Raw genomic sequence first — 23,032 nt, 5'->3', positions numbered from 1 at the left:
CGGCTACCATGAAGGCGTGCCCATCCGGTTATATGACTCTTTAGCGCGCGACGTTGTCGACTTCGTGCCGCTGACGCCTGGGCAGGTGTCGATGTATGTCTGTGGGCCCACAGTGCAATCCGAGCCTCATATCGGTCACCTTCGAAGTGCCCTGGTGTATGACCTGTGGTGGCGGTGGATGGAGTACCGGGGCTTAGACGTCACTATGGTGCGAAACGTCACCGACATTGACGACAAGATTTTGGAAAAAGCTCGTGACACGAACGAACAGTGGTGGCAGCTTGCCTCGCGTGTGGAGCGGGAGTTTCACAAAGCGAGCGACGCCATTGGTATTCGACGCCCCGCCAGTGAGCCGAGAGCTACGGGCGATATCCCTGCGATGTTGTCACTGATCGAGCGCCTCATTGACCGCGGTCACGCCTACGTCGCAGATGACGGCTCCGGTGATGTCTATTTCGATGTGGCCAGTTGGTCCCGCTACGGCGAACTCACCCGGCAAAAACCAGAAGACATGGAACCGGGCGAAGCCAGCACCGGTGCGAAGCGCTCCGTGCATGACTTCGCCCTCTGGAAAGGCCACAAAGAACACGAGCCTGAGACTGCCGCGTGGCCTGCCCCGTGGGGTCGTGGTCGCCCCGGTTGGCACCTGGAATGCTCTGCCATGGCGGCTCGTTACCTGGGTCCAACGTTTGATATTCACGGTGGCGGGCTTGATTTGCGTTTCCCCCACCACGAAAACGAACTCGCCCAATCTGCAGCAGCGGGTGACGATTTCGCGCGCCACTGGGTGCACAGCGCTTTGGTGTTGGTCAATGGGCAAAAAATGTCCAAATCGTTGGGCAATAGCATTTTCGCCGGCGACTGGTTAGAAAAAGCCCGGCCTATTGTGATCCGCTATGCGTTGAGCGCTGCCCACTACCGATCCGACATTGACCTTCACGACGGTGCCCTCGAAGAGGCAGAAAAAGCGTTCTCCCGTATTGAAGGTTTCGTGGAGCGAACCCGCGACCTGCCAGAAGCTCACGAGCCACTGCCGGAGGCGTTTAGTGACGCCATGGATGATGACTTGGGCATCCCCGAAGCATTAGGGGTGCTACACGAAACGGTGCGCCGGGGAAACCACGCCGTCGATGACGGTGACACCTCGTTGGCCGCACAGTGCCGAAGCGAAGTGGTGGCCATGCTCGATGTTCTAGGCCTGAACCCCCACTCCGCACAGTGGGCTGCCCAGTCCGGTAGTGCTGATTCAGGCAGCGAACACCTAGACACACTCGTCCAGGCGCTACTCGATGCCAGGAAGAGTGCCCGAGAGTCCAAAGATTTCGGCCTCGCCGATCAGATTCGCGATGTCCTCCAGGCCGGTGGCATCGATGTGACCGATACAGCAGACGGCCCGCAGTGGAGTATTCGTGGTAGCTAAAAAACCAGCAGGAAAACGTATCGGCAGTGGCGGTAGGGGTAAAAAAGCCCTCGAAGGTAAAGGCCCCACCCCGAAAGCAGAAGAACGTCACTGGTATCGGGATAAGAAAAAACCTGGCCGACCCACCACCAGAAACCAGAAGCGTCCCGTGCGCCAAGATGGCCCGGTCGGCCCCGATGTGGTGTGTGGGAAAAACCCTGTCGTCGAAGCCCTACGTGCCGGTGTCCCCGCCACCCAAATCACCATGGGTCAGCGACTGCAAAGAGACCAAAGAGTCGCCGAAATTCTCGACATGGCGACCAAGAAAAACATTCCCATTTCTGAGGCCACAACACCCGAAATGGACCGGCTTGCCGGAGCTGACGCCGTCCACCAAGGCATCATCCTCACCGTTCCTGCCTATCGCTACCAAGAACCTATGGACGTTGCCGAGCGTGCTTTAGACCGTGTCGCTGAGCGTCTCTCTGGGCGAAGCCAAGCGCTTCTTGTGGCCGCCGACGGGGTGACTGACCCCAGAAACTTGGGCGCCATTGTCCGCTCCACCGCTGCTTTTGGTGGATCCGGAGTAATTGTTCCCAAACGTCGCAGCGTGGGGGTCACCCCGGCGGTCTGGAAAACCTCGGCGGGACAGTTGACCCATGCTCCTGTGGCACAGGCCTCCAACCTCACCCACACCCTGAAAGCGCTCCAAGAGCGGGGTTACTTTGTGGTCGGCCTTGCCGGCGACAATGCCACTCCCATTGGGGAGGCCGAATTGGGCGATGTGCCCATCGTGTTGGTGGTGGGAGCTGAAGGTGCGGGGCTTTCCCGGTTGGTTCGTGAAACCTGCGACATGGTGGTCTCGATTCCCCTCGACCCCAAAACCGAATCGCTAAACGCCAGCGTCGCTGCGGGTATTGCTCTGTACGAAATTGACCGACAAAAAAGAGTGGCCAGTCGCTAGGAGCCAGTCGCTAGGAACCAGTAGCTGGGTGTCAGCGGTTAACAATCAGCGACTGCCGATCCGTGACTGGTGAGTTTTGTGCCTTAGACGACGTCTCGCCAGTTAATTTCCACCGTGGGGTTGGGTTGAGTGATGGCCCCAGTGGGGGGTCCCATCACGGTGGCTTCATCGCGGCGGTGGCTTAACACCTCATCGATATACACCGAGAGTGCTTCCGCCAAGGACACATCGCGGTCTTGGGCTTTAGAAAGTCTCGCCCGGTGGTGAAGTAACTGGTAGAACACTTCGGCGGGTTCCAGTTTGGTGCGCAAGTCCCTGGGTATGGCCCTGACGACGGGTTCAAACACGCGGGTGAGCCATTCGTGGGCGACCATTTCTTCGTCGACGACCTGGTCGGGGTAAAACGTCGCGCGATACGAATCCAAGTCGTTGAGTAACTGCCGTGCCTGGTTTTCTCCCGCATCGATACCCGTTAAACGAATCAGGCGTCGTTGGTGGTGCCCGGAATCAACCACTTTGGGCTGAATGGACAGGGTCGTACCGGACTCGTCGGAGGCCATACTGAGCTCTTCGATGTCGAAACCGAGGGCGTTAAGTTTCTCGATGCGTTCGCGAATACGCCAACGCTCCGAGCGATCAAACGTTTCCTGACTGGTCAGTGCCTCCCACAGTGACCGGTAAGACTCCACAATGGAGCCCGCCATTTCCACCGGATCAATTTCGGGATCCAGTCGGCCACCGGCTTGAAGATCGAGTAGTTCACCGGCGACGTTTACTCGGGCAATTTCGAGGTCACTTTCTCTTTGCCCGTCCGATAACCCCGCGCTGTGCAGCGCGCCGGTTTCGGCATCCACCAGATACGCGGCGAATGCTCCCGCATCTCGGCGAAATAGAGTGTTCGAAAGGGACACATCGCCCCAATAGAAACCCTCCAGGTGCAACTTCACCAGCAGCAGCGCCATGGCGTCGACCAGCCGGGTCGCCGTTTGAGGTCGAAGGGTGTGGGAAAACACTGCCCGGTAGGGCAGTGAGAACTTTAAATGTCTGGTCACCAGTGCAGGTGGGAGGCTCTGGCCGTCCGCCCCACGTCGATCGGACACGATTGCGACAGGTTCGACCGCGGGGGCTTCCAGTCGACCTAAGCCCTTCAGGAGGTCATATTCGGTGCGGGCCAGTTCTTCAGTGGTTTCTTTCACTGCCACAATGTGGTCGCCCAGGTGCACGAATCGCACAATGTGGCGAGATATACCTTTAGGTAGTGCCGCCACTGTTTCTTCTGGCCACGCCTCCAGTGGCAACTCCCACGGCAGCTCTAACAGCTCGGGGCTGGGTTGGGCAGCCTGAATCGACAGAGGCGACATCCACACTCCTTCGACTGATTCACGTGTGCCTAATTCACGCTGCGACCCACGCACACACTCACGACACACAAGACTGGGGTTACCGCCTTAAGCGGTAACCCCAGTCTCTCGCACTCTGTGAGTAGCGGGAAGGTTTACTTCTGCGAGACAACCTCGCGGTTCAGGCGAACCCCGGTGTTCTTGTCAAAGACGTGAACGTGACGGTCAACCGGCATCAACACGACAGAATCGCCCTTATCCGGGTGTTCGCGACCATCGACACGGGCCACAATCGCGGTCGTCTGACCACCAATTTCTGCTTCGCAGTAGAGGTAACCATCGGCACCCAGTTCTTCAACCAACACCACGGTGGCGGGGATTCCCTCACCGGAAGTGTGGACATCGATATCTTCGGGGCGGACACCCACTGTTGCGTGGGTCGACGTTGCCGCTTCGGTTGCTTCACGCTCGATCGGAATGGTTGCCGAGCCGAACTTCAGACCACCTTCGACCAGGTCGGTTTCGAAAATGTTCATTGCCGGTGAACCAATGAAGCCAGCAACGAAGACGTTTTGGGGGCGTTCGTAGAGCTCACGTGGTGTTCCCACCTGCTGGAGCACACCATCTTTCAACACCGCAATGCGGTCGCCCATGGTGAGCGCTTCCACCTGGTCGTGAGTCACATAGACGGTTGTTACTCCGAGTCGACGCTGCAGGGACGCAATTTGGGTGCGCGTCTGGACACGCAGTTTGGCGTCAAGGTTCGACAGTGGTTCATCCATCAAGAACACTTGGGGTTCACGCACAATGGCGCGACCCATGGCCACACGTTGGCGTTGCCCACCGGAGAGTGCTTTGGGTTTCCGACCCAGGTAGGGCTCCAAGTCGAGAAGCTTCGCGGCTTCTTCGACCCGCTTCGCGCGCTCTTCTTTACTGACACCCGCAATTTTGAGGGCAAACCCCATGTTCTCGGCCACTGTCATGTGTGGGTAGAGCGCATAGTTTTGAAACACCATGGCGATGTCACGGTCTTTGGGGGGCATATCGGTGACGTCACGGTCACCAATCATGATCCGACCAGAGTTGACCTCTTCGAGGCCTGCCAGCATCCGCAGCGATGTTGACTTTCCACAGCCCGAGGGGCCGACGAGGACGAGAAACTCTCCGTCTTCGATTGTGAGTTCCAGTTCGTCCACGGCGGGAATTTCTGTTCCCGGGTAGAGCCTGGATGCTTTGTCAAACGTGACAGTAGCCATTATTTTTTTCTCCTCTTCACCGGCAGGTACGTGCCGGACGATCCGTTGTGAATGAGACGGTGGCCCTTGTCACCAAGCGCCATCGCTTGAGCTTCAGTATGGCATGTTGGCCTCGTGGGGACCTGATCTATGCGCTCGAATCGGTATTCCAAGTTTCCGGCGGTAGCATGTAGGGCCGGCGGTGCGAGCCCCGTCTGGGCCCCGCAAAGCGCACACAGGCGAACAACTACCGTCACAGACCACACACGAAAGAGCCCGCAACGAATGAATGCTTACTCCGAGCCCCGACAGTCGAAAAATCAACGTCGCCAAGAGGCACGGGAAAAAGCTCGCCAGCTGCGTGAGCAGCAGTCGAAGCAGTCGAAGCGCAAGAAGATTGTTCTGCAGTCCTCAATTGCGGTTGTGGTGCTGGCCATTATCGGTGTGGTGACCTTCTTCATCACTTCTTCGGTCACCCCGCAGGGTCCGGGGCCTAGGAACATGGCCAGTGACGGGATCAAGATCGGCCAAGGTTTCATCGCCGAGCGCACCGACGCACTTCAGCCGGAGGGTACGCCGACGCTGTCGTCGGAAAACCCTGACGGTGTCGCGGCAATCAATATTTTTATCGACTATTCATGCCCTGCGTGTGCTCAGTTCGAAGTGGTCTATTCGGAGCTGTTTCGCAACTGGCTCGACAGTGGCACTGTGACGGTGGAATATCACCCACTGTCGTTTAGGGACCCCCAGACCGCGGGTCAGCGCTATGCCACCCGTTCAGGAAACGCTGCCGTGTGTGTGGCGGACTTGGAACCGGATTCCTTCTTTGAGTACAGCGAAACGTTGCTGTTCAACCAACCGGCTCCTCCCGAGCAGGTCAGCCTGAGCGATAACGAGTTAGTCGCCCTCGCGGAAGAAGCAGGTGTGGCCAATATCGACGAGGTCGAGACCTGCATCAAGGAAGAACGCTTCGCCGACTGGCTAGAAGACGCCACGATTCGGGCAATGGGAACCGGCCCGGTCCCCGTTCGTAACTCGCAAATTCCCATCGTTCAGGGAACCCCCACGGTGTTGGTGAACGGTCAAGAATATGTGGGCCGCTCGCCTGCCGACCTGGCGGCCTTTGTTGCGTCAGTGGAAGACATCGACGGCGCCGAATAAGTCCTCGGCGCCGTATGAGCCGGTTTGCAGCACAGGCCGTGGTGTTCCTCCGGCCAACCGTCGCCCGACTACTTCTTAAACAGGGTGTAGCGGGTCAGATCAAAGCGGCGTTGCCAACGCAGCTTTTTCTGATGGGTGCTGATTGCGTGCTTCCAGAGTCGGTAGTCGTCGCTTAGGAGGGCAACGGTGAAAAATTCGCGCTCTTTGGTGGGCATGAGGGGTTCACTGGAGATGGTCTTCTGGGGTCTGGCGAATTCGAACCACTGGTGTAGTTCGGCGGAGCTGTCGTGAAAAAAGTCTTCGTGTAGGTGGTCGGGCATGGTGCGATAGGCCGCCCGGTTTCCCCAAATGAGGTGGACGGCGACCATTGCGACAAGGTGCTGCCTGATCGTCTCTGGCAACGCGGGAATCATGTTCCTCTCCCGGATGCGCTGAATCTGGGCAATACGCACCAAGGTTTTTTCCCCTTTTGACCGGGTGGCACTGCTGCCTATTTCCCCCCGGATGTAGCGGTAACACAGGTGGTCGACACCGTCGACAGACTCTGCGCGCAGTAGTGCTTCCGTGCTCGAGGGTACGTCTTGGTGGTAGCCGGGTGGGAAGACAATGTCTTCGTCGATGATGAAGTCGCGCCTGAACGCTTTCGACCAGGTCGATGGTGGCCAGAACAACAGTTGTGGGTGGTTGGCTACATTCCACGGTGTGGGGCTGGTTGCAATCCGGGTGAGCATTTCGGGGGAGTGCAGGGGTTTATCCCGCCCTCTCTTATTCTCCAGGGTGCCAAGCAGCAATAAATCTGCTGAAGAGTGAGCTGCTACCCGTCCAATGGCGGCGAGGGCGCCAGGGAGTAATTCATCATCTGAATCGACGAAGACCACATATTTGCCCATGGCTTCTGTGGCCGCGGTAGTGCGTGCAGGACCTAAACCCATGTTCTTGGGGTGGTTCACAAACCGAACGGTGAGTGCAGGTCGTCCGGATTCCTGGGGGTCTGGAGGGGTGACGTCTTTGGCCACCTGGAGAGAATTGTCAGTGGACCCGTCATTGACGATGACGACTTCATAGTCGTCAAAATCTTGCTGGTAGATCGAATGGAGGGCCCGAGCGATAGTGTCCTCTGACTGAAACATCGCCACAGCCACCGTGAGAAGTGGGGTGTCGGGCATGGCGTAAGTGTATCCGGGCAAACAAATCTCCTTTGGGGCGTTATCCTTAAGAGGCCCTGCCGGCTTGGCGCAATTGGTAGCGCATCCGACTTGTAATCGGAAGGTTGCGGGTTCAAGTCCCGCAGCCGGCCCCATTTCCGCCCACACCAAGGGGGCACGTGCGTGCAGCGACTGGTGAAGAACGTGTTTCCAGTACTCACCACTGCCTTGGTGTGGGTATTGGTGGCTGTGGCGGGCTTTGCCCTCGGTGCAACATCCACCCAGGCGGATGCAGGCGTCAACGATTCTTTCGGGGTAGAACCTGATGACCCGCAGGCCCTTCCCTCACACCCTCGTGGTGGTGACGAAGTGGATTACCGGGAGGGGAACCTGGTCGACGATACGTCGCGGGCAGGGGAAAGCGTCGGAGGTTATTTCGACACATCAGTGCAGCCTCTTCGGGTGCGCACCTGTCAGATTCCCGACTCTCTGACCCAGGGCGCCACTGGGCAGTGGGGTGTGGCCGTGTCGCTACTGGGTGAGGAAAGTGCGGACGGATCATCGCTTCTGGGAATCAACGAGGGCACACCAGTGGCTCCCGCCAGTGTGGTGAAGCTTTTTACTGCCGTTGCTGCCCTAGAGACCTTGGGGCCCGATTTTCGCTTCCGCACCAAGGTGATGGAAGGGGATGTCCCCGGCGAGATATGGCTGGTTGGTGGTGGTGATGTGACGCTGACCAGGGCGACTGGAGGGAACTATTACGACAGCGAAGCCCACTTGGAAGAGCTCGCCGCAGCGACGGTGGCAACTCTGGCAACAGGTAGTTCCGGGTCCGAACCGACCACTGGTGCGGTCATCGAGCGAGTCTGGGTAGACGATTCCCGTTATGAGCGCTTTGCTGACTGGGATGACTCTTGGCGACCAGGATCAGCAGCGTTAGGTTACGTCGCACCAGTGAGTCCACTTCAAGTAGACGGCGACCGAGATGATCCTGCCCTTCGACTCTCTCCCCGGTCCACAGACCCCAGCGCGCGGGCAGCAACGTGGTTTGGCGATGCCCTCTGGCGCTCCGGAGGGGGAAGTCCTGAAGTGGTTTTTGCGCAGGGGGCACCAGAGGGTCGCCTACTGGCCGAAGTGTCCTCAGCGCCCTTGACACAGTTGCTTCGCATCATGTTGGTCGATAGCGATAATTCTCTCGCGGAAGTCATTTCCCGGGAGGTGGCACTCTCCCTGGATCCGAGCGGTGAGTTGGGCCTCACCCCGGGCGAGGCGGTGTTAGAAGCCGTAAGAGCGGTTGTGGACCGCTCCCATGGGATGTCAGCGGATGTTTCAGAAGCTGACCTGCTGGAAGGGGCGGTTATCCACGACGGTTCGGGGCTTAGCGCCCTCAGTGCCCTCTCGCCACGCAGTGTCCTTGCCCTCCTTCACATCATCGAGCGCTCGCCAAAGCTTGAGCCGGTCCGAGAAGGCCTGCCAGTAGCAGGCGAGAGTGGTTCACTGAGAAACCGTTATCAGAGCGTTTCCAGCGACCTCCAGGGCCTGGTGCAGGCAAAAACGGGCAGTATTCGGGGCACCAGAAGCCTCGCGGGTTACCTGGAATCTCCGGAGGGTGAGTCGTCTGCCGGTGACCGGTTAGCGTTTTCGGTGGTGTTGAGCGGTAACCGGGTATCTGATGCCAGTAGGAGGGACATCGACCGGCTGGTGGGGGCCCTAGCCCAGTGTGGGGAGAACCTGGCAGACTGGAATGACTCAAACAATTAGCCAACCTGTGGGGTGAGTGGTGTGCGAGGACTCCTTGTAGTCGATATCCAAAACGATTTCACCGAAGGGGGCGCCCTCGGTGTTGAGGGTGGGACCCAGGTTGCACGCGATGTGAGTGCGTTTCTTGCCGAACACCACGACGACTATGCGCTGGTGATTGCGTCTCGGGATTGGCATGACGCCGATAACGACAATGGTGGCCATTTCGCCACCGATGGTGAACCCAACTTTGTCGACACCTGGCCGGTGCACTGCGTGGCGGGAACATTCGGTGCCGAATATCACCCAGAGTTAGATCTTCAACACATTGGTGTGCACGTCAAAAAGGGTAGGGGTGAGCCGTCCTATTCGATGTTTGAAGGCACAACGGAGGATGGTCACACCGTCGCCGATGTTCTCACCCAACACGGGATCACCGAAGTGGACGTGGTGGGGATTGCCACCGACCACTGTGTTCGGGCAAGTGCACTCGATGCCCTCGGCGTCGGGCAAAAAGTCACCATCTTGACGGACCTGATTGCTGCTGTCGCACCGCAGAGTGGTCAGGCCGCGCTGGACGAGCTCGCCCAACACGGTGCGACCCTTCACGCGGGCAACTAATTCACACCAGCAGTTAATTCACACGAGTAGTTGATGTTTGGCGAGGTCGCGGTAGAGCGGCGTGGATTTCACCAGTTCTGAGTGCGTGCCCTCACCCACCACTCTTCCGTGGTCGAGCACCACAATGTGGTCGCTATCGACCACGGTGGAAAGCCGGTGGGCGATGACGACCAGGGTTCGACCTTCGGAGACTTTGTCGATTGCTTCCCGCATGAGCTGTTCGTTGACGCCATCAAGGGATGATGTCGACTCATCGAGAAGCAAAATGGGCGGTGCGGCAAGCAGTGCCCGCCCAATGGCTAAACGCTGACGCTCACCACCGGAGAGCATCACACCGGCTTCACCGACGGGGGCGTCTAATCCGGCAGGGTCACGCTCCAACACACTTTCTAGATTCACCCTTTGCAACACATCGATGCAGTCGGCATCGGTGGCCTCAGAGGCCGCCAGTAACAGGTTTTGCCGGATGGTCCCGGCCAAGACTGGTGCATCCTGTTCGACATAACCCAACTGTGAACGAAGGGCCTCACGCTCGAGGTTCCTGATATCGCTACCGCCTAAGGAGATGACGCCTGCCGTGGGGTCATAAAAACGCTCAAGTAGTGCAAACACTGTCGATTTGCCTGCACCACTTGGCCCCACCAACGCCACTCTGGCACCGAGTGGAACCTCGAATGACACGTCGGTCAACACTGGTGCGCGGGTTGAACCACCCTCCAGCGAAATGGGGCCCGTGAGCGCGGCGACCGCATCTTCACCGATTTCTTCGGCCACAACTTTTTCTGCTTCACTCCGGTGGGCACGCTCGGGGTAGGAAAAACTGACCCCCTGGAAGGCCAAGGCCGGCTGTGTTGAATCGGCCAAGGTCGGCACATTCTGGGTGGTCGTCGCATCGTCTGCTGCCTCACCAGGCAGGTCAATAATTTCTTGAATGCGACCCAGTGCACCCAGTGCTTGGTTCACCGAGTTGATTGCTCCAAAGGCTTGGCCGAGGGGCATGATCATCATGAACAAAAACAGGATGAACGCCACCAGACTTGCCACCGTGATGGCGCCACTGGCCACACGGTAGCCACCCACTCCCAAAACGACAAGGAATGCCACCTGGAGGGCGATGCCGGAAATGGGAACCACCAGCGCAGAAATACGGGCGACCTGGAGTCCCATTCGCCAGGCACCCTCAGCGTCTTTATCGATCACGTCGATTTCCCGATGGGTGGCGTTTGCCGCTCGCACCGTGCGGATGGCACTAATGGCGCGCTCCACACTGGCCGTGAGGTCGCCCACTCGCTCTTGAGCTTTACGGCTGGCCACTCGAATGCGCCTTGAGAGGGTCACCACAGTGGTCACCGCAATGGCGACGACGACGATGGTCAAACTAAACAACAACGCGTCCAACACGAGCATGGCGATGATTGCTCCGACGAACGTCAGCGCACCACCGATTGCTTCGACCAAGCCTTGGGTCAACACCGCGCGAAGCAGTGTCGTATCGGAGCCGACACGGGAAACCAAGTCTCCTGTTCGGCGCTCATCAAATTCGCGGATGGGTAAAAACAGCATTCGACGGATGAGTTGTTTCCTACTGGAGAGGACAACCCCTTCACCGGTTTTTTGTAACAGGTAGTGGCGGTAGCCAGAGAGCAGTGCCGAGACCACCACCAGTCCCACCAGCGTCCACACCAGCCATTCCAATTCGAGGCCCGCCTCGACGCGGCTAATGACCTCGGCCACCAATAGCGGCTGGGCAAGCCCGGTCAGGGCTCCCAATGCGCTCAGGGCAATGACCACACCGAGAACTTTTTTGTGCTCCAACAGGTAGGGCAGTAACTGGCGGAAGCGCGCCTTTGGCGCACCGTCGTCATCGAGGTCGCTCCTGCGGGGAGATGCCTGTGTTCCGCGCAGCCGGCGGGGACCAAAACCCATACTCATAGAAGTAGTCTGCCCACTCACTCTCGGGGTCGCTGACCATAGGGCCCGCACCTAGCCAATGTGTTGTCCTCTCAGTGTGTTCGCTGTGGCTGTGCGAGACGCTCATGTTCGCTCAGCGGATAACCACTCACGGTGGTTAGGCTCGACGCTTGTGACAAAGGCACACGCGGTAATCACTGCACGAGAACTCACCAAGGTCTATGACGAGACGACCGCTGTCGACCACATCAATTTCGAGGTCGCCCCGGGTGAGTCATTTGGACTGTTGGGCCCAAATGGCGCGGGAAAATCCACCACTATGCGGATGGTGGGTGCAGTGTCCGGCAGAACCTCCGGTGAGTTAGACATTTTGGGTATGGACCCCAATGTGGAAGGTCCTGCGATTCGAGCCCAGTTGGGTGTGGTGCCCCAACAGGACAACCTTGATCATGAACTATTGGTGCGAGACAACCTCATCGTCTACGGTCGCTATTTTGGGCTACCCACTGCGTGGTTGAAAGAGCGCGCTGAGGCGCTTCTCGATTTCGCGGAACTGCAGGACAAAGCCGACCAAAAAGTGGATTCGCTGAGCGGTGGCATGAAAAGGCGTCTCACGATTGCCCGGTCGCTGATTAACGACCCGAAAATCCTGCTCTTGGATGAACCGACCACAGGTTTGGACCCGCAGGCCCGTCACGTGCTCTGGGACAGGCTGTTTCGCCTCAAAGAGCAAGGCACCACACTGGTTCTCACCACCCATTACATGGATGAAGCCGAACAGCTTTGTGACCGTCTAGTGGTCATCGACGAGGGCCGGATCATGGCCGAAGATTCACCGAGCGCTCTGATTCGGCAGTATTCGAGCAAAGAAGTCGTCGAATTGCGCTTCGGCTCTGACCGAAACGAGCAAATGGCTGACTCGATTCGCCAGGCGGCCCAATCTTTGGAAGTCCTTCCCGACCGACTACTGGCGTACACCGACGATGGTGAAGCACTGCTGCACCACCTGAAAGGTGAAGGCATCGAACCGGTCACTTCGCTTGTGCGCCGCTCGAGCCTGGAAGACGTCTTTTTGACCTTGACCGGTCGGAGCCTGATCGAATGAGTGTCATTGAACAGAAGACCCCCGAAGGGGTCGCCGCAGGGATCACCACAAGGCCTTCACCGTGGCGTTTTTGGTTTGTCACGGAGCGGAAAATTCGGGCCCTTCGCGGCTATGCCTCCAGTGCGTTCATCACCAGCATCGCCAACCCGGTGGTGTATTTACTCGCGTTGGGTGTGGGGCTCGGCAGTCTCGTGCCAGGTGGCGTTCAGGGTGTCGACTATTTGGTTTTTGTCGCCCCGGCCCTATTCGCCATGTCGGCCGTGTTTGTGGCAAACGAAGAATCCACCTACCAAATCTTGGTTGGATTTCGATACCGGCCGATATTTACTGCGATGCATCAAACCCCACTTCGCGGGGTCGACATTGTCGTGGGTCATGTGACGTTTGTGGCCATACGGATGCTGGCAACGGCCGCGATCTACTTTCTAGTAATCATTGCCTTTGGCGGTATTTCTCAGTGGTCGGCACTGTGGATGGTCCCCATTGCCGCGATGACCGGTATGGCCCTTGGCAGTCTGATCATGGCGTATGCCGCGACAATCACCACTGACCGGGGCCAGCTACCTATGCTCTACCGGCTGATTTTTGTGCCACTCTTTCTCTTTTCGGGAACCTTTTTCCCGCTCGAACAATTACCCGTTTTCTTGCAACCCATCGGCTGGATTTCGCCGCTGTGGCACGGCGCCGAATGGGGCCGAGTGGTGTCTTACGGTCACGTTGAGCCCACCTGGTTGACCGTGGTGCACGCTGTGTATTTGGCGATACTGATCGTGTTGGGTGTCACACTCGCCATTCGCACGTTTACGAAACGGCTGAGCTCGTGACACAAGTTGCGCCACTGCCGGAGCAGAAAACACACCGTTGGTTACCGGCGTCATTGGCGGGTCTTTACGCAGGAAATATTCGTGCGGTCTTGCGCCGAGGTCTAGAGGCCACAAAGTCCACAAACGCCCTGGTGATTCTCAGTGGTTTCTTCGAGCCGGTGTTCTATCTGCTCTCCATCGGTGTGGGCTTTGGTGCACTCGTCGGTGAGGTGGAAAACGCCGCCGGTGAATCAGTGAGCTACGCCGCCTACATCGCCCCGGCGCTTTTGGCCGTGGCGGCGATGAATGGCGCGGTGTTTGATTCGACCTGGAACGTGTTCTTCAAACTCAACTTCCAGCGCCTCTACGAGGGGATGCTGCAAACCACGCTGGGACCACTCGACGTGGCCGTCGGTGAAATTACTCTCGCGCTGATGCGTGGTGCGCTATACGCCAGCGGGTTTTTAATCGTCATGCAACTCTTAGGTCTTGTCCTCTCCCCGTGGGCACTGTTGGCACTTCCTGCCGTGGTGCTGATCGCATTGTGTTTCGCAGCGATTGGGATGAGCGTCACCAGTTACCTCACCACCTTCCAACAGATGAGTTGGGTGAACTTTGCCCTCCTGCCGCTGTTTTTGTTCTCCGGAACTTTCTACCCGCTCGATGTGTACCCCGAACCGCTGCAGTGGGTGGTTCAAGTCTTGCCGCTGTGGCACGGTGTGGAAATGTTGCGTGCGTTAACCACCGGAGCAGTCAGCCTGGCCACGCTGGGCCATGTGGCTTACTTCGTCGTGCTCGGCACAATCGGCACCCTCTTTGCCACCAGGCGACTGCGGGTGTTGTTCTTCGACTGATTTGTGATCAGGTGGGGGCTTCTATACTCGAGGCCATGCGTATTGGGCTTTTGCCTTCATCGGGAACGGCGTCCCGGATGAATGGCATCCCCAAATTCCTGTTGCCCGTCTCAGAAGACGTGCAGTGTCTTTTGGATTACCACGTCCGATTGATGCAGCCCACTGTGGATCGGATCATCATCCCCACCCGCACCGAGTGGGTGGGTGTGGTGAAATCCTTCGATTTTGGTGCCCACGTTGATGTCATTGAGCTCAACACCCACACCATGGCAGAAACATTGCGTAGTGCTCTAGCGGGGGTGGCATACGACTCTTGCGTGTTGGGCATGCCCGACACGTATTTTGTGGGAGAAAACCCTTACCGCGAGCTCTATCAACACCCCGGTCATGACATGGTGCTCCGGCTTTACCCCACACGCCCGGAACAGGTGGGAAATGTAGGCAGTGTCCGATTGGGCGAAAACAACGCCGTCGTCCAACATGCGGATAAAGATTCCTCACACGATTTTGGCTCCCACTGGGGTGTGATGGAGTTTGCCAAGCACACGGAAGAATTTCTTGACCCCAATGCAACCACGGGTGGTTATCTCATTGACGAGTGCCTGAGCCGTGGTCTCGATGTGAGGGGTGTCCCTGCCCGGGAGCCCTATTTTGACTGCGGCACCTTCGCCGAATATTTCCAGTGCCTCACCTATTTGAGCTCAGGTAAGAGCGTTCGAGAGTAATTGAGGCCTCGGCGCTTCGGGCTTTCTCCAGTCACCGACCACCAAAAGTGTCCTGCCTTCTTGAGGCTCTTTGTGTGCTCGCGGCGAAGGCTTCGAAAATTATTGGTGAGTGATGGTGAATTCGTGGACCACGTCACCCTCAGTGGTCTTGAAGTAGCAGTGAAGATCGGTGTCTATGGGTTGCATGAAAAATGCGCCGTATCGGCCCGAGAGCCGGTACTGGGTGCCCTCCAGGAGTTCTTCGAACTTGTGCAGGCTGCCCCCACCCACACCGTCAACGATGTAGTGCACACCATCAAACTCCAGGTGCTGCATGGTGTGGTCGTGGCCGGAGAGCACCAGGTCCACACCCCACTTGTCGTAGGGGAAACGAAACTCTTTTTGCGAACGGCTTCTTGCCGAATGCGGAGGATGGTGAACGACCACGGCTTTCCACTGCGCTGTCGAGTCAGCAACGGCGGCTTCTAACCAGTCGTATTGCTTCGTGAAAATATCGGGGTGGTGCAGTGCTTGGTGGGAATCGAGCATAAAAAATTCGAACGGTCCCAGTGTGACGCGGTACCACCGGTGGCCACCTAGAAAATCGAAGTAGCGATCAAACAGCGCAATGCCTCGACCCTCCGAATAGTCGTGGTTGCCGGTTGCGGGAAAAAATGCTCCCGCTTCCAAATAGTCGCCGTAGAGGTTTCCTACCAATGCTTGGTAACCGGTTTGGTAGTAGACGTTGTCACCGAGGGTGACAACCGCCTGGGCACCCTCGGCGGAAATCATTTTCGCAACGTCAAAGGAAGGTTCTTTCCCGGAACCAAAGTCGCCCACGGCGGCAATAAGCGGCGCGTCATCGGGGCCAGGCCGCAGATTGCCAACAAGGGCAACACCGCCGGGGCTTTTGCTGACCTCACCCCAACCGGGGACAAACCAGGCAATGACACTGCGAATCTGAAAGCGGCGGTAGAGGGGCTTTAAGAGGGGTTTGATTTTCCGACGCAGTGACTCGCTGGTGGTGTCCCACCAGCGAAGCAAGGCTCCTCGCCGTTTTGCGCGTTTGGCGGAGTCACCCGTGACGCGTTGGCGTCGTTCCTCATCGCTCATGGTGCTACCAGCCTAAGAGCCAGAAAGCTCTCGCAGGCTGAGAGCGAGGCGAACAGCCGCATCGGCCGCTTCTGCGCCTTTGTCTTCCACTGAGCCCTCAAGGCCAGCGCGATCAAGACCCTGCTGTTCATCATCAACAGTGAGAACACCGAAACCCACCGGTTTACCCGAATCGAGCGCCACCCGGGAGAGCCCGTCCGTGGCGGCACTGGCAACGTATTCGAAGTGTGGTGTCCCACCGCGGATGATCACACCCAGTGCGACGACAGCATCAGCGCCGCCTTCCAAGACCCGTTGGCAGGCCAGGGGCAGCTCAAAACTGCCCGGCACCCGGAGCACCGTCACCGTGGCGGAAGTCTTTTCCAGATAGCGCAGCGCACCCGCGAGGAGGCCTTCAGCAATCTCGGTGTGCCACGTTCCAGCGACCACAGCAACACGCAGGCCTGGGGCGTTCACCGGGGTAATCTCTGGTGCTCCGTCGCCGCTCATTATTTGGTGTCCTCCTGAGGTATCGGAATTGCTCCCGTTTCTAACTGTCCGGGGAGGGTGTGGCCCATCCGGTCGCGTTTTGCTTCCAGGTAACCGAAATTGTCGGCGCCAATACCCACCACGAGGGGTTCTGATTCCGACACGGTAATCCCGTGTTGTTCCAGTTGCCGCTTCTTTTCTGGGTTGTTGCTGAGGAGCTTCACTTCGGAAATGTCCATATCTTTCAGGATGGCTGCCGCGGCACCGTAGTCGCGGGCATCGGCGGGCAAACCTAACGCCAGGTTGGCGTCCAGTGTGTCCAGGCCCGATTCTTGCAGGCGGTATGCGCGCAGTTTGTTGATCAGGCCAATACCTCGACCTTCGTGGCCACGCAAATAAATGACCGCACCGCCTCTTTCGTGGATGGTTTCCATGGCGGATCGAAGTTGGGGGCCACACTCACATTTCAGTGACCCCATGGCTTCGCCGGTGAGGCATTCGGAGTGCAGGCGCACCAGCATCCCGTCATGTGGCTCACCGGAGACAATGGCGACATGGTCCGCGCCGGTGGCGCGGTCACGGTAGGCGCGAAGGGTGAACGTGCCGTGTTCGGTCGGAACATCGGTTTCGACTTCAAAAATCACTCGCTGTTGGTCGCGCGACCCTTGGTGCATGGCACCCAACACCGAGGTGTCGCCGAGGACTTCACCGGAGGCAATGAGCTGTTCGATAGTGATCACGGGAACACCTTCACGCTCACCGAGCTCCAACAGTTCGGGAAGGCGTAAGAGTTCGCCGTCGTCTCCGACCACTTCACCAATCATCCCCACCGGTTGCAGCCCGGCCATCGCCAGCAGCGACACGGTCGCTTCGGTGTGCCCGGGGCGCTCCATCAGACCCCCAGTGGAGGCACGAAGGGGCAGGATGTGGCCTGGTCTAATGAGATCGGTCGGCTTCGAGTGGGGGTCGGCCAGTACCCGAAGCGTTCGGGTGCGGTCCGAAGCGCTAATTCCCGTGCTCACTCCAGCGGCAGCATCAACCGACACCCCGTAGGCCGTTCGCCGGGGGTCTTCGCTATCGCGGACCATCAGGGGGAGTTGGAGCCGGTCAGCCCAATCGGAGGGCATCGGTGCACACAGGTAGCCCGAGCTGTGGCGAATAGCCCAGCCCACCCATTCGGGAGTGGCCAGGTCGGCGGCTAAGACGATGTCGCCTTCGTTTTCGCGGGCCTCATCGTCGACCACAATGATGGGCCGACCCTGTCGTAAATGATTGAGGGCTTCAGGAATGGAACCAATCGCCACGATTACACCTCCACGCCTTCTCGCAGTTGAAGCATTCGTTGGACCTGTCTGGCCAGAATGTCGGTCTCAATATTCACTGTGTCGCCTTTACCGAGCGCGCCCAGGGTGGTGGCACTCAAGGTTTCGGGGATCAGTGACACTTCAAACCAGTCTCGACCCACAGCCGACACGGTGAGCGATACCCCGTCGACACAAATGGAACCCTTCATGGCGACCAGTTCGGCAATGGTTTCGTCCAAACTAAAGCGCAGCACGCTCCACTGGTCACCGGGAGTCACTTCAAGAACGGTGGCGGTGGCATCGACGTGGCCTTGCACGATGTGGCCGCCCAGTCTGTCACCGAGCGCGGCCGCACGCTCTAAGTTCACCGGAGTACCTGGGACCCACATCGACAGGCTGGACTGGCGGATGGTTTCCGCCATCACATCAGCGATAAAGCCCTGTGGGGTGCTCTCCACCACGGTAAGACACACGCCGGACACGGCGATGGAATCACCGTGGGAGACGTCTTCTAAGACCACAGAGGCGGAAATGCTGATGCGCTCGCCATCACCTGAGGGCACGCGTTCAACGACGGAGCCCATTTCTTCAATCAGACCGGTAAACATCCCTATTCCTCCTCCGCTCGGGTGGGTGTGGCAACCACCCAGATATCACTACCGAGTGTTTCGACACTCGAAATGGTGAGCGCTTTCGCGTCACTCATGGTTTCTACGCCGATATCGTCCACGGCAAGGTATTTCCCTCCGAGCAGCATGGGCCCCATGGTGATGTGGTGCTCGTCGACCAAGTCTGCTTGGACAAAGGCACTCATCAGGGTTTTTCCGCCCTCTAAATACACGGAGCGGAAGCCTTGGGTAAACAGCTCCTCCAGGGCCCGCTGTGGTTCGTGCGTGGACATCTGTTGAAATCCACCCGGGTGGTTTCTCACCGCGGAGGTTTCAGGAATTTCCCGGTGGCCCATCACCACAGCGTGGGGCTGCGTTGAGGCCAGGCCACCTTCTGGTGTCCTGGCGGTGAGGCTCGGGTTATCGACCAGCGCCGTCGTGGTACCCACCATGATCACCCCGTGCTGTGCTCGTTGTTCGTGGACACGGTGCCTGGATTCTGTTCCGGTAATCCACTGACTGGTCTGGTCGGGAGCGGCGGATCGCCCATCGAGCGACTGCGCCCACTTGGCCGTCACAAATGGACGCTGCTGGCGCATCGCAAAAAACCAGTGTGTGTTGAGATCTTCAGACTGCTGAGCCATCACACCGGGAACCACCTCAATGCCGGCAGCAGACAGTGTGGCGTGACCGCCGCCGGAATGGTCTCCCGGATCGGACGCTCCGAAAACCACGCGGGCGATACCGGCTTCTTGGAGCGCCAGGGAACACGGTCCTGTCGTGCCATGGTGATTACACGGCTCCAGGGTGACTACTGCAGTCAGACCGCGAGTGTCGACACCTTTTGCACGGGCGTCACCTAGGGCTTCGACTTCCGCGTGGGGGTGGCCTGCCCCTAAGTGGTAACCCTCAGCCACGATGTTGCCGGAATCATCAGTCAGCACACAGCCCACACGGGGGTTTCTTCCCACCTCAGGCGAGCGGGCAGCAAGACTCAGCGCTCGGGCCATGGCCTCGAGCGTGTTCTGGTCTTGTGCTGTGTTGTTCATCTCATCCGGGTTGTGTAGAGCCCCGGGGTGAATAACACTAAAGGGGCCCTACGCATTCCCGCGCTGGCACCCGTTATTGCTCCTCCCATCCGGACTTTCACCGTCGGTTTCGGAATTTCACCGAATCAACCGCCTAGCACGTGGCCAGTCGGGTCGCGGACTTTCACCGCCGGCTCGGATTTTCACCGACCCCGGAGCATTGTTCAATTTGTTTCGAGTATAGGCCGGGCTCCCGATAAGAGCCTTGGTCTTTACTGTTTATTGACTACTCCTTGGCAGATCACCGCCAAGGAGACCGTCGGTTACCCTCTGGGCTTCCCGCTGGGTGGTCAGGTTACTTGCGGCCCATGCCGCGGTAGCGCCAACCGGCTGCTTTCCACGTCTCACGGTCCAGACAATTGCGACCATCAACCACGAGGGACGCGCTCACAGTGGCGGGGTCAAACTCGCGGAAAGCTTTCCACTCGGTGGCCACCACAAGCGCATCGGAGCCGTCCAAGGCTTCCTGCGCAGAGTCGACCAGGGTGATGTGGTCGCCAAGCCCGGATTGTTCCAGCCGGGCTTTGGCGGGACCCATCGCCTCCGGGTCGTAGGCGCGCACATGCGCGCCCGCTCGGGCCAGATTTTCGGCAATGTCTAATGCGGGGGAGTCACGGATGTCATCGGAGTCTGGTTTGAACGCCAACCCCCACAGGGCAACAGTGACCTGGGACAGGTCACCTAGTTCTTCTGCGAGGACATCTAAGACCCTGGTGCGCCGGCGCATGTTGATTTCGTCGACATCACCGAGGAAGGCGACAGCGTTTCCGACACCCAGCTCATTGGCTCGTTGGACAAACCCGCGGATGTCTTTAGGCAGACAACCTCCACCGAAGCCGATGCCGGCGTTCAAAAACTTGCGCCCGATGCGCGAATCGTGGCCGATGGCATCAGCCAACATGGTCACGTCAGCACCGACCTGGTCCGAAATTTCGGCCATCGCGTTAATGAAAGAAATCTTTGTGGCCAAAAACGAGTTCGCGGCGACTTTCACCAGCTCAGCGGTCGCGAAATCCATCACCAGGCGGGGAGTTTCCCGCTCAATCAGTGGTCGATACACCGAATCGAGCACCTCGACTAAGTCCTCATCGCCGGCACTGATGCCATAGACCAGGCGGTCGGGGGCGAGAGTGTCTTGAACCGCAAAGCCTTCACGCAAGAATTCTGGGTTCCACATCAGCTTCGCCCCGGTGGGCTCAATCATGGCGCGAAGGCGCTCCGCGGTTCCTACCGGGACGGTGGATTTTCCGACCACCACAGAGCCTTCTGAGAGATACGGCAGGAGGGCTTCGGTGGCTTGGTTGACGTAGGTCATATCGGCCGCACCGGTCGGTGACTGCGGGGTTCCGACCGTGAGGAAGTGCACCTGCGCGCTGGCCAGGTCCGCCATCTCGGTCGAAAAGTGCAACCTGGAAGCGTTTTTGGCCAACAGCTCATCGAAGCCTGGTTCAAAAAAAGGGGCTTCGGCGCGGTTTAAGCGCTCCACTTTGTGGGGGTCAACGTCGATGCCGACCACGTCGTGGCCAATTTCGGCCATTCCTGCCGCGTGAACGGCACCCAAATACCCACACCCAATGACAGAAATCTTCACCCGGTAAGCCTAATCAGTTCAGGGACGGTTGGTGGGCGCTAAAAACCCGACGGCGTCATACACCCGCTGGAGTGTGGCGGTGGCGACCTCGTTGGCCCGGGAAGCCCCGAGGGCCAACAGTCGATCAAGCTCCGCCGGATCGGACAACAATTCTTCGGTGCGCGCTTTGATTGGTGCGAACGCAGCGACCACTGCCTCGGCGACCTGGGTTTTCAGGTCGCCGTAGCCGGAGCCCGCAAAATGCGCTTCCGCTTGGGCAATGGTCATTCCTGAGGTGATGGAGAACATGGTCAACAGGTTGGATACGCCCGGTTTCGCTTCAGGGTCGAAGCGCACTTCCGGCTCGGAGTCGGTGACGGCTGATTTGATTTTTTTGGTCAGTGTTTTTTCGTCATCCAACAGCCAGACGATGCCTTGGGGGGATTCACCCGATTTGGACATTTTTGAACCCGGGTGTTGCAGGTCGTAAATTTTGGCGGTCTCTTTGAGGATTTTCGCTTCGGGTTGAACCAGCGTGTCACCAAAGCGTTGGTTAAAACGCCCTGCGAGGTCACGGGTGAGCTCAATGTGTTGGCGCTGGTCTTCACCCACCGGGACGACATCCGCGTCGTAGAGCAGGATGTCAGCCGCTTGAAGGATCGGGTAGGTAAAAAGCCCCACACTGGCGTGATCGGTTCCCTCTTTTTGCGACTTGTCTTTGAACTGCGTCATGCGGCCTGCCTCACCAAACGCAGTAATGGTGTTTAACACCCACGCCAACTGGGTGTGGGCGGGAACGTGGGATTGGACGAACAGCGTCGACTTTTCGGGGTCAATACCCGCCGCAATGTATTGCGCGGCGGTGCGCCTGGTCTGATGGGTCAGCGCTTTGGGGTCTTGGGGCACCGTGATGGCGTGCAAGTCAACCACACAGTAGGTGGCGTCGTGAGTGTCTTGCATGTCCTTCCACTGCAGGAGTGCCCCCGCCCAGTTACCAAAGTGCAGGGAATCAGCAGAGGGCTGCATGCCAGAGAAAAGACGGGGTGTAGTCACCCGGAACAGAGTAGTCGACTAGATGTCGTAGTCGGCGACAACGGGCGCATGGTCCGACCAGCGAGTGTCGTAGCTGGGGGCCCGGTCAATCCGGTAAGCCTTCACCGTCTCGGCGAGGGCGGGAGTGGCTAAGTGGTAGTCGATGCGCCAGCCGGTGTCATTATCGAAGGCTTTGCCGCGGAAGCTCCACCACGAGTAGGGGCCTTCGACTTCACCAGAGATTTTTCGACCCACGTCAACAAACCGGCCACCGTCACCGGTGTTGTAGTCATCGTCGTCTTCGTGGCCCAACCAGCGGTCAAAGTATTCGCGCTCTTCGGGTAAGAACCCCGAGTTTTTGCGATTACCTTTCCAGTTTTTGATATCCAACCAGCGGTGTCCAACGTTTAAATCGCCCGTGACCAATGCGTGGGGTTGTGTGCCGAGTTCTTGCATGCGAGTGTGCATGTGGTCGAGAAATTCGTATTTGGCATCTTGCTTCGGGGTGCCCGCCTCACCGGAGTGCACGTAGGCACTCACCAGCCGAAGGGCGTTCCCTCCAGGCGTGGCAATGTCGCATTCGATCCACCGCCCCGACGTATCAACCGAATCGGGGCCGAGGTCGGTGCTGATTTCCCCCAAAGGCAGTTTTGAGACGATCGCGACCCCTGCGCGCCCTTTTTGACTGCACGCATCGTGGGCGATATGCCAGCCGTCATCGATCAGTTTTTCCAGATCGGCCGTCTCAGCGCGCACTTCCTGCAGCGTGAGGATGTCGGCACCGCTTGTGGCCACCCAGTCGGCCATTCCTTTGCGGTAGGCCGCCCTCACGCCGTTGACGTTAATCGAGGCGATACGAAGCAACGG

The 23,032-nt window shown here is 58.5% G+C and carries 21 protein-coding genes, 1 tRNA gene and 1 riboswitch; of the genes, 10 read left to right on the top strand and 12 right to left on the bottom strand.

All coding sequences use genetic code 11. From position 1 onward, the window contains the following. Nucleotides 1-16: 16 nt before the first annotated feature. The gene (gene cysS / locus C3B54_RS08325; RefSeq protein ID WP_104914085.1) at nucleotides 17-1,420 is read left to right on the top strand and encodes a cysteine--tRNA ligase; all 1,404 of its coding nucleotides are present in this window, start codon (nucleotides 17-19) and stop codon (nucleotides 1,418-1,420) included. Beyond that, nucleotides 1,410-2,363, top strand: coding sequence for a 23S rRNA (guanosine(2251)-2'-O)-methyltransferase RlmB (gene rlmB, locus C3B54_RS08320; RefSeq protein ID WP_104914084.1), 954 nt, complete (start codon nucleotides 1,410-1,412; stop codon nucleotides 2,361-2,363). Before cysS ends, rlmB begins: the two co-directional genes overlap by 11 nt. 83 nt (nucleotides 2,364-2,446) lie before the next feature. Here the strand turns inward: rlmB and C3B54_RS08315 are convergent, their stop codons facing one another. Both C3B54_RS08315 and C3B54_RS08310 read right to left on the bottom strand, forming a co-directional pair. Continuing rightward, nucleotides 2,447-3,724, bottom strand: a complete 1,278-nt coding sequence (locus tag C3B54_RS08315) for a DUF4032 domain-containing protein (RefSeq protein WP_104914359.1) — start codon at nucleotides 3,722-3,724, stop codon at nucleotides 2,447-2,449. A gap of 134 nt (nucleotides 3,725-3,858) precedes the next feature. Next, nucleotides 3,859-4,959 (bottom strand): ABC transporter ATP-binding protein, encoded by a 1,101-nt coding sequence (locus C3B54_RS08310; RefSeq protein WP_104914083.1) that lies wholly within the window; start codon nucleotides 4,957-4,959, stop codon nucleotides 3,859-3,861. A gap of 264 nt (nucleotides 4,960-5,223) precedes the next feature. Between C3B54_RS08310 and C3B54_RS08305 the strand changes: the two genes are divergently transcribed. Beyond that, on the top strand, nucleotides 5,224-6,099 hold the full coding sequence (locus tag C3B54_RS08305) for a DsbA family protein (protein WP_158665614.1): 876 nt from the start codon (nucleotides 5,224-5,226) through the stop codon (nucleotides 6,097-6,099). A 68-nt stretch (nucleotides 6,100-6,167) separates the two neighbouring features. Here the strand turns inward: C3B54_RS08305 and C3B54_RS08300 are convergent, their stop codons facing one another. Beyond that, a complete protein-coding gene (locus C3B54_RS08300; protein ID WP_104914081.1) occupies nucleotides 6,168-7,265 on the bottom strand; it encodes a glycosyltransferase family 2 protein in 1,098 nt (365 codons plus the stop codon). Nucleotides 7,266-7,323: 58 nt separating this feature from the next. Here C3B54_RS08300 and C3B54_RS08295 point away from each other — a divergent pair. The 3 genes from C3B54_RS08295 (at nucleotide 7,324) to C3B54_RS08285 (ending at nucleotide 9,605) form a co-directional block, all read left to right on the top strand. Next, nucleotides 7,324-7,399: transfer RNA gene (locus C3B54_RS08295), tRNA-Thr, on the top strand. 28 nt (nucleotides 7,400-7,427) lie between these two features. Continuing rightward, entirely contained in the window at nucleotides 7,428-9,005 is a 1,578-nt protein-coding gene (locus tag C3B54_RS08290) for a D-alanyl-D-alanine carboxypeptidase/D-alanyl-D-alanine-endopeptidase (protein ID WP_104914080.1), read from the top strand. 12 nt (nucleotides 9,006-9,017) lie between these two features. After that, nucleotides 9,018-9,605: an isochorismatase family protein gene (locus C3B54_RS08285; protein WP_245867919.1), complete on the top strand. Its 588-nt coding sequence runs from the start codon at nucleotides 9,018-9,020 to the stop codon at nucleotides 9,603-9,605. A gap of 18 nt (nucleotides 9,606-9,623) precedes the next feature. On the opposite strand, the gene C3B54_RS08280 is transcribed toward C3B54_RS08285, so the two are convergent. Next, the gene (locus tag C3B54_RS08280; protein WP_245867915.1) at nucleotides 9,624-11,537 is read right to left on the bottom strand and encodes an ABC transporter ATP-binding protein; all 1,914 of its coding nucleotides are present in this window, start codon (nucleotides 11,535-11,537) and stop codon (nucleotides 9,624-9,626) included. A 151-nt stretch (nucleotides 11,538-11,688) separates the two neighbouring features. On the opposite strand from C3B54_RS08280, the gene C3B54_RS08275 reads away from it, so the two are divergent. From C3B54_RS08275 to C3B54_RS08260, 4 genes are read left to right on the top strand one after another with little or no spacing between them, the layout of a single operon-like run. Then, nucleotides 11,689-12,621: an ABC transporter ATP-binding protein gene (locus C3B54_RS08275; protein ID WP_245867913.1), complete on the top strand. Its 933-nt coding sequence runs from the start codon at nucleotides 11,689-11,691 to the stop codon at nucleotides 12,619-12,621. Continuing rightward, entirely contained in the window at nucleotides 12,618-13,445 is an 828-nt protein-coding gene (locus tag C3B54_RS08270) for an ABC transporter permease (RefSeq protein ID WP_104914077.1), read from the top strand. The genes C3B54_RS08275 and C3B54_RS08270 overlap by 4 nt, the downstream gene beginning before the upstream one ends. A 14-nt stretch (nucleotides 13,446-13,459) precedes the next feature. Continuing rightward, nucleotides 13,460-14,278, top strand: a complete 819-nt coding sequence (locus C3B54_RS08265; RefSeq protein ID WP_104914357.1) for an ABC transporter permease — start codon at nucleotides 13,460-13,462, stop codon at nucleotides 14,276-14,278. A 35-nt stretch (nucleotides 14,279-14,313) separates the two neighbouring features. Next, on the top strand, nucleotides 14,314-15,003 hold the full coding sequence (locus C3B54_RS08260) for a glycosyltransferase family protein (protein ID WP_158665613.1): 690 nt from the start codon (nucleotides 14,314-14,316) through the stop codon (nucleotides 15,001-15,003). 99 nt (nucleotides 15,004-15,102) lie between these two features. Here the strand turns inward: C3B54_RS08260 and C3B54_RS08255 are convergent, their stop codons facing one another. From C3B54_RS08255 to C3B54_RS08220, 8 genes are all read right to left on the bottom strand, one after another. Then, nucleotides 15,103-16,095 (bottom strand): metallophosphoesterase family protein, encoded by a 993-nt coding sequence (locus C3B54_RS08255; RefSeq protein ID WP_104914075.1) that lies wholly within the window; start codon nucleotides 16,093-16,095, stop codon nucleotides 15,103-15,105. A 12-nt stretch (nucleotides 16,096-16,107) separates the two neighbouring features. Then, nucleotides 16,108-16,584 carry a 6,7-dimethyl-8-ribityllumazine synthase gene (ribH, locus tag C3B54_RS08250; protein WP_104914074.1) on the bottom strand — a complete coding sequence of 159 codons (477 nt, stop codon included), beginning with the start codon at nucleotides 16,582-16,584 and terminating at the stop codon, nucleotides 16,108-16,110. Beyond that, nucleotides 16,584-17,867, bottom strand: coding sequence for a GTP cyclohydrolase II (gene ribA, locus C3B54_RS08245; RefSeq protein WP_104914073.1), 1,284 nt, complete (start codon nucleotides 17,865-17,867; stop codon nucleotides 16,584-16,586). Before ribA ends, ribH begins: the two co-directional genes overlap by 1 nt. Nucleotides 17,868-17,869: 2 nt before the next feature. Then, nucleotides 17,870-18,475 (bottom strand): riboflavin synthase, encoded by a 606-nt coding sequence (locus tag C3B54_RS08240; RefSeq protein ID WP_104914072.1) that lies wholly within the window; start codon nucleotides 18,473-18,475, stop codon nucleotides 17,870-17,872. Between the two features lie 2 nt (nucleotides 18,476-18,477). Continuing rightward, nucleotides 18,478-19,524: a bifunctional diaminohydroxyphosphoribosylaminopyrimidine deaminase/5-amino-6-(5-phosphoribosylamino)uracil reductase RibD gene (ribD, locus tag C3B54_RS08235; RefSeq protein WP_104914071.1), complete on the bottom strand. Its 1,047-nt coding sequence runs from the start codon at nucleotides 19,522-19,524 to the stop codon at nucleotides 18,478-18,480. A gap of 73 nt (nucleotides 19,525-19,597) precedes the next feature. Then, nucleotides 19,598-19,727: riboswitch (FMN riboswitch) on the bottom strand. 131 nt (nucleotides 19,728-19,858) lie between these two features. Then, nucleotides 19,859-21,154, bottom strand: coding sequence for a UDP-glucose dehydrogenase family protein (locus C3B54_RS08230; RefSeq protein WP_104914070.1), 1,296 nt, complete (start codon nucleotides 21,152-21,154; stop codon nucleotides 19,859-19,861). 18 nt (nucleotides 21,155-21,172) lie between these two features. Further along, on the bottom strand, nucleotides 21,173-22,186 hold the full coding sequence (gene trpS / locus C3B54_RS08225) for a tryptophan--tRNA ligase (RefSeq protein ID WP_104914069.1): 1,014 nt from the start codon (nucleotides 22,184-22,186) through the stop codon (nucleotides 21,173-21,175). Nucleotides 22,187-22,204: 18 nt separating this feature from the next. Further along, nucleotides 22,205-23,029 (bottom strand): exodeoxyribonuclease III, encoded by an 825-nt coding sequence (locus C3B54_RS08220; RefSeq protein ID WP_104914068.1) that lies wholly within the window; start codon nucleotides 23,027-23,029, stop codon nucleotides 22,205-22,207. Between the last annotated feature and the right edge of the window lie 3 nt (nucleotides 23,030-23,032).

It is taken from the genome of Pontimonas salivibrio (assembly GCF_002950575.1).
Lineage (GTDB): Bacteria > Actinomycetota > Actinomycetes > Actinomycetales > Microbacteriaceae > Pontimonas > Pontimonas salivibrio.
The sequence above is the reverse complement of the archived record's forward strand: the minus strand, read 5'-3'. Positions and strand labels throughout refer to the sequence as shown.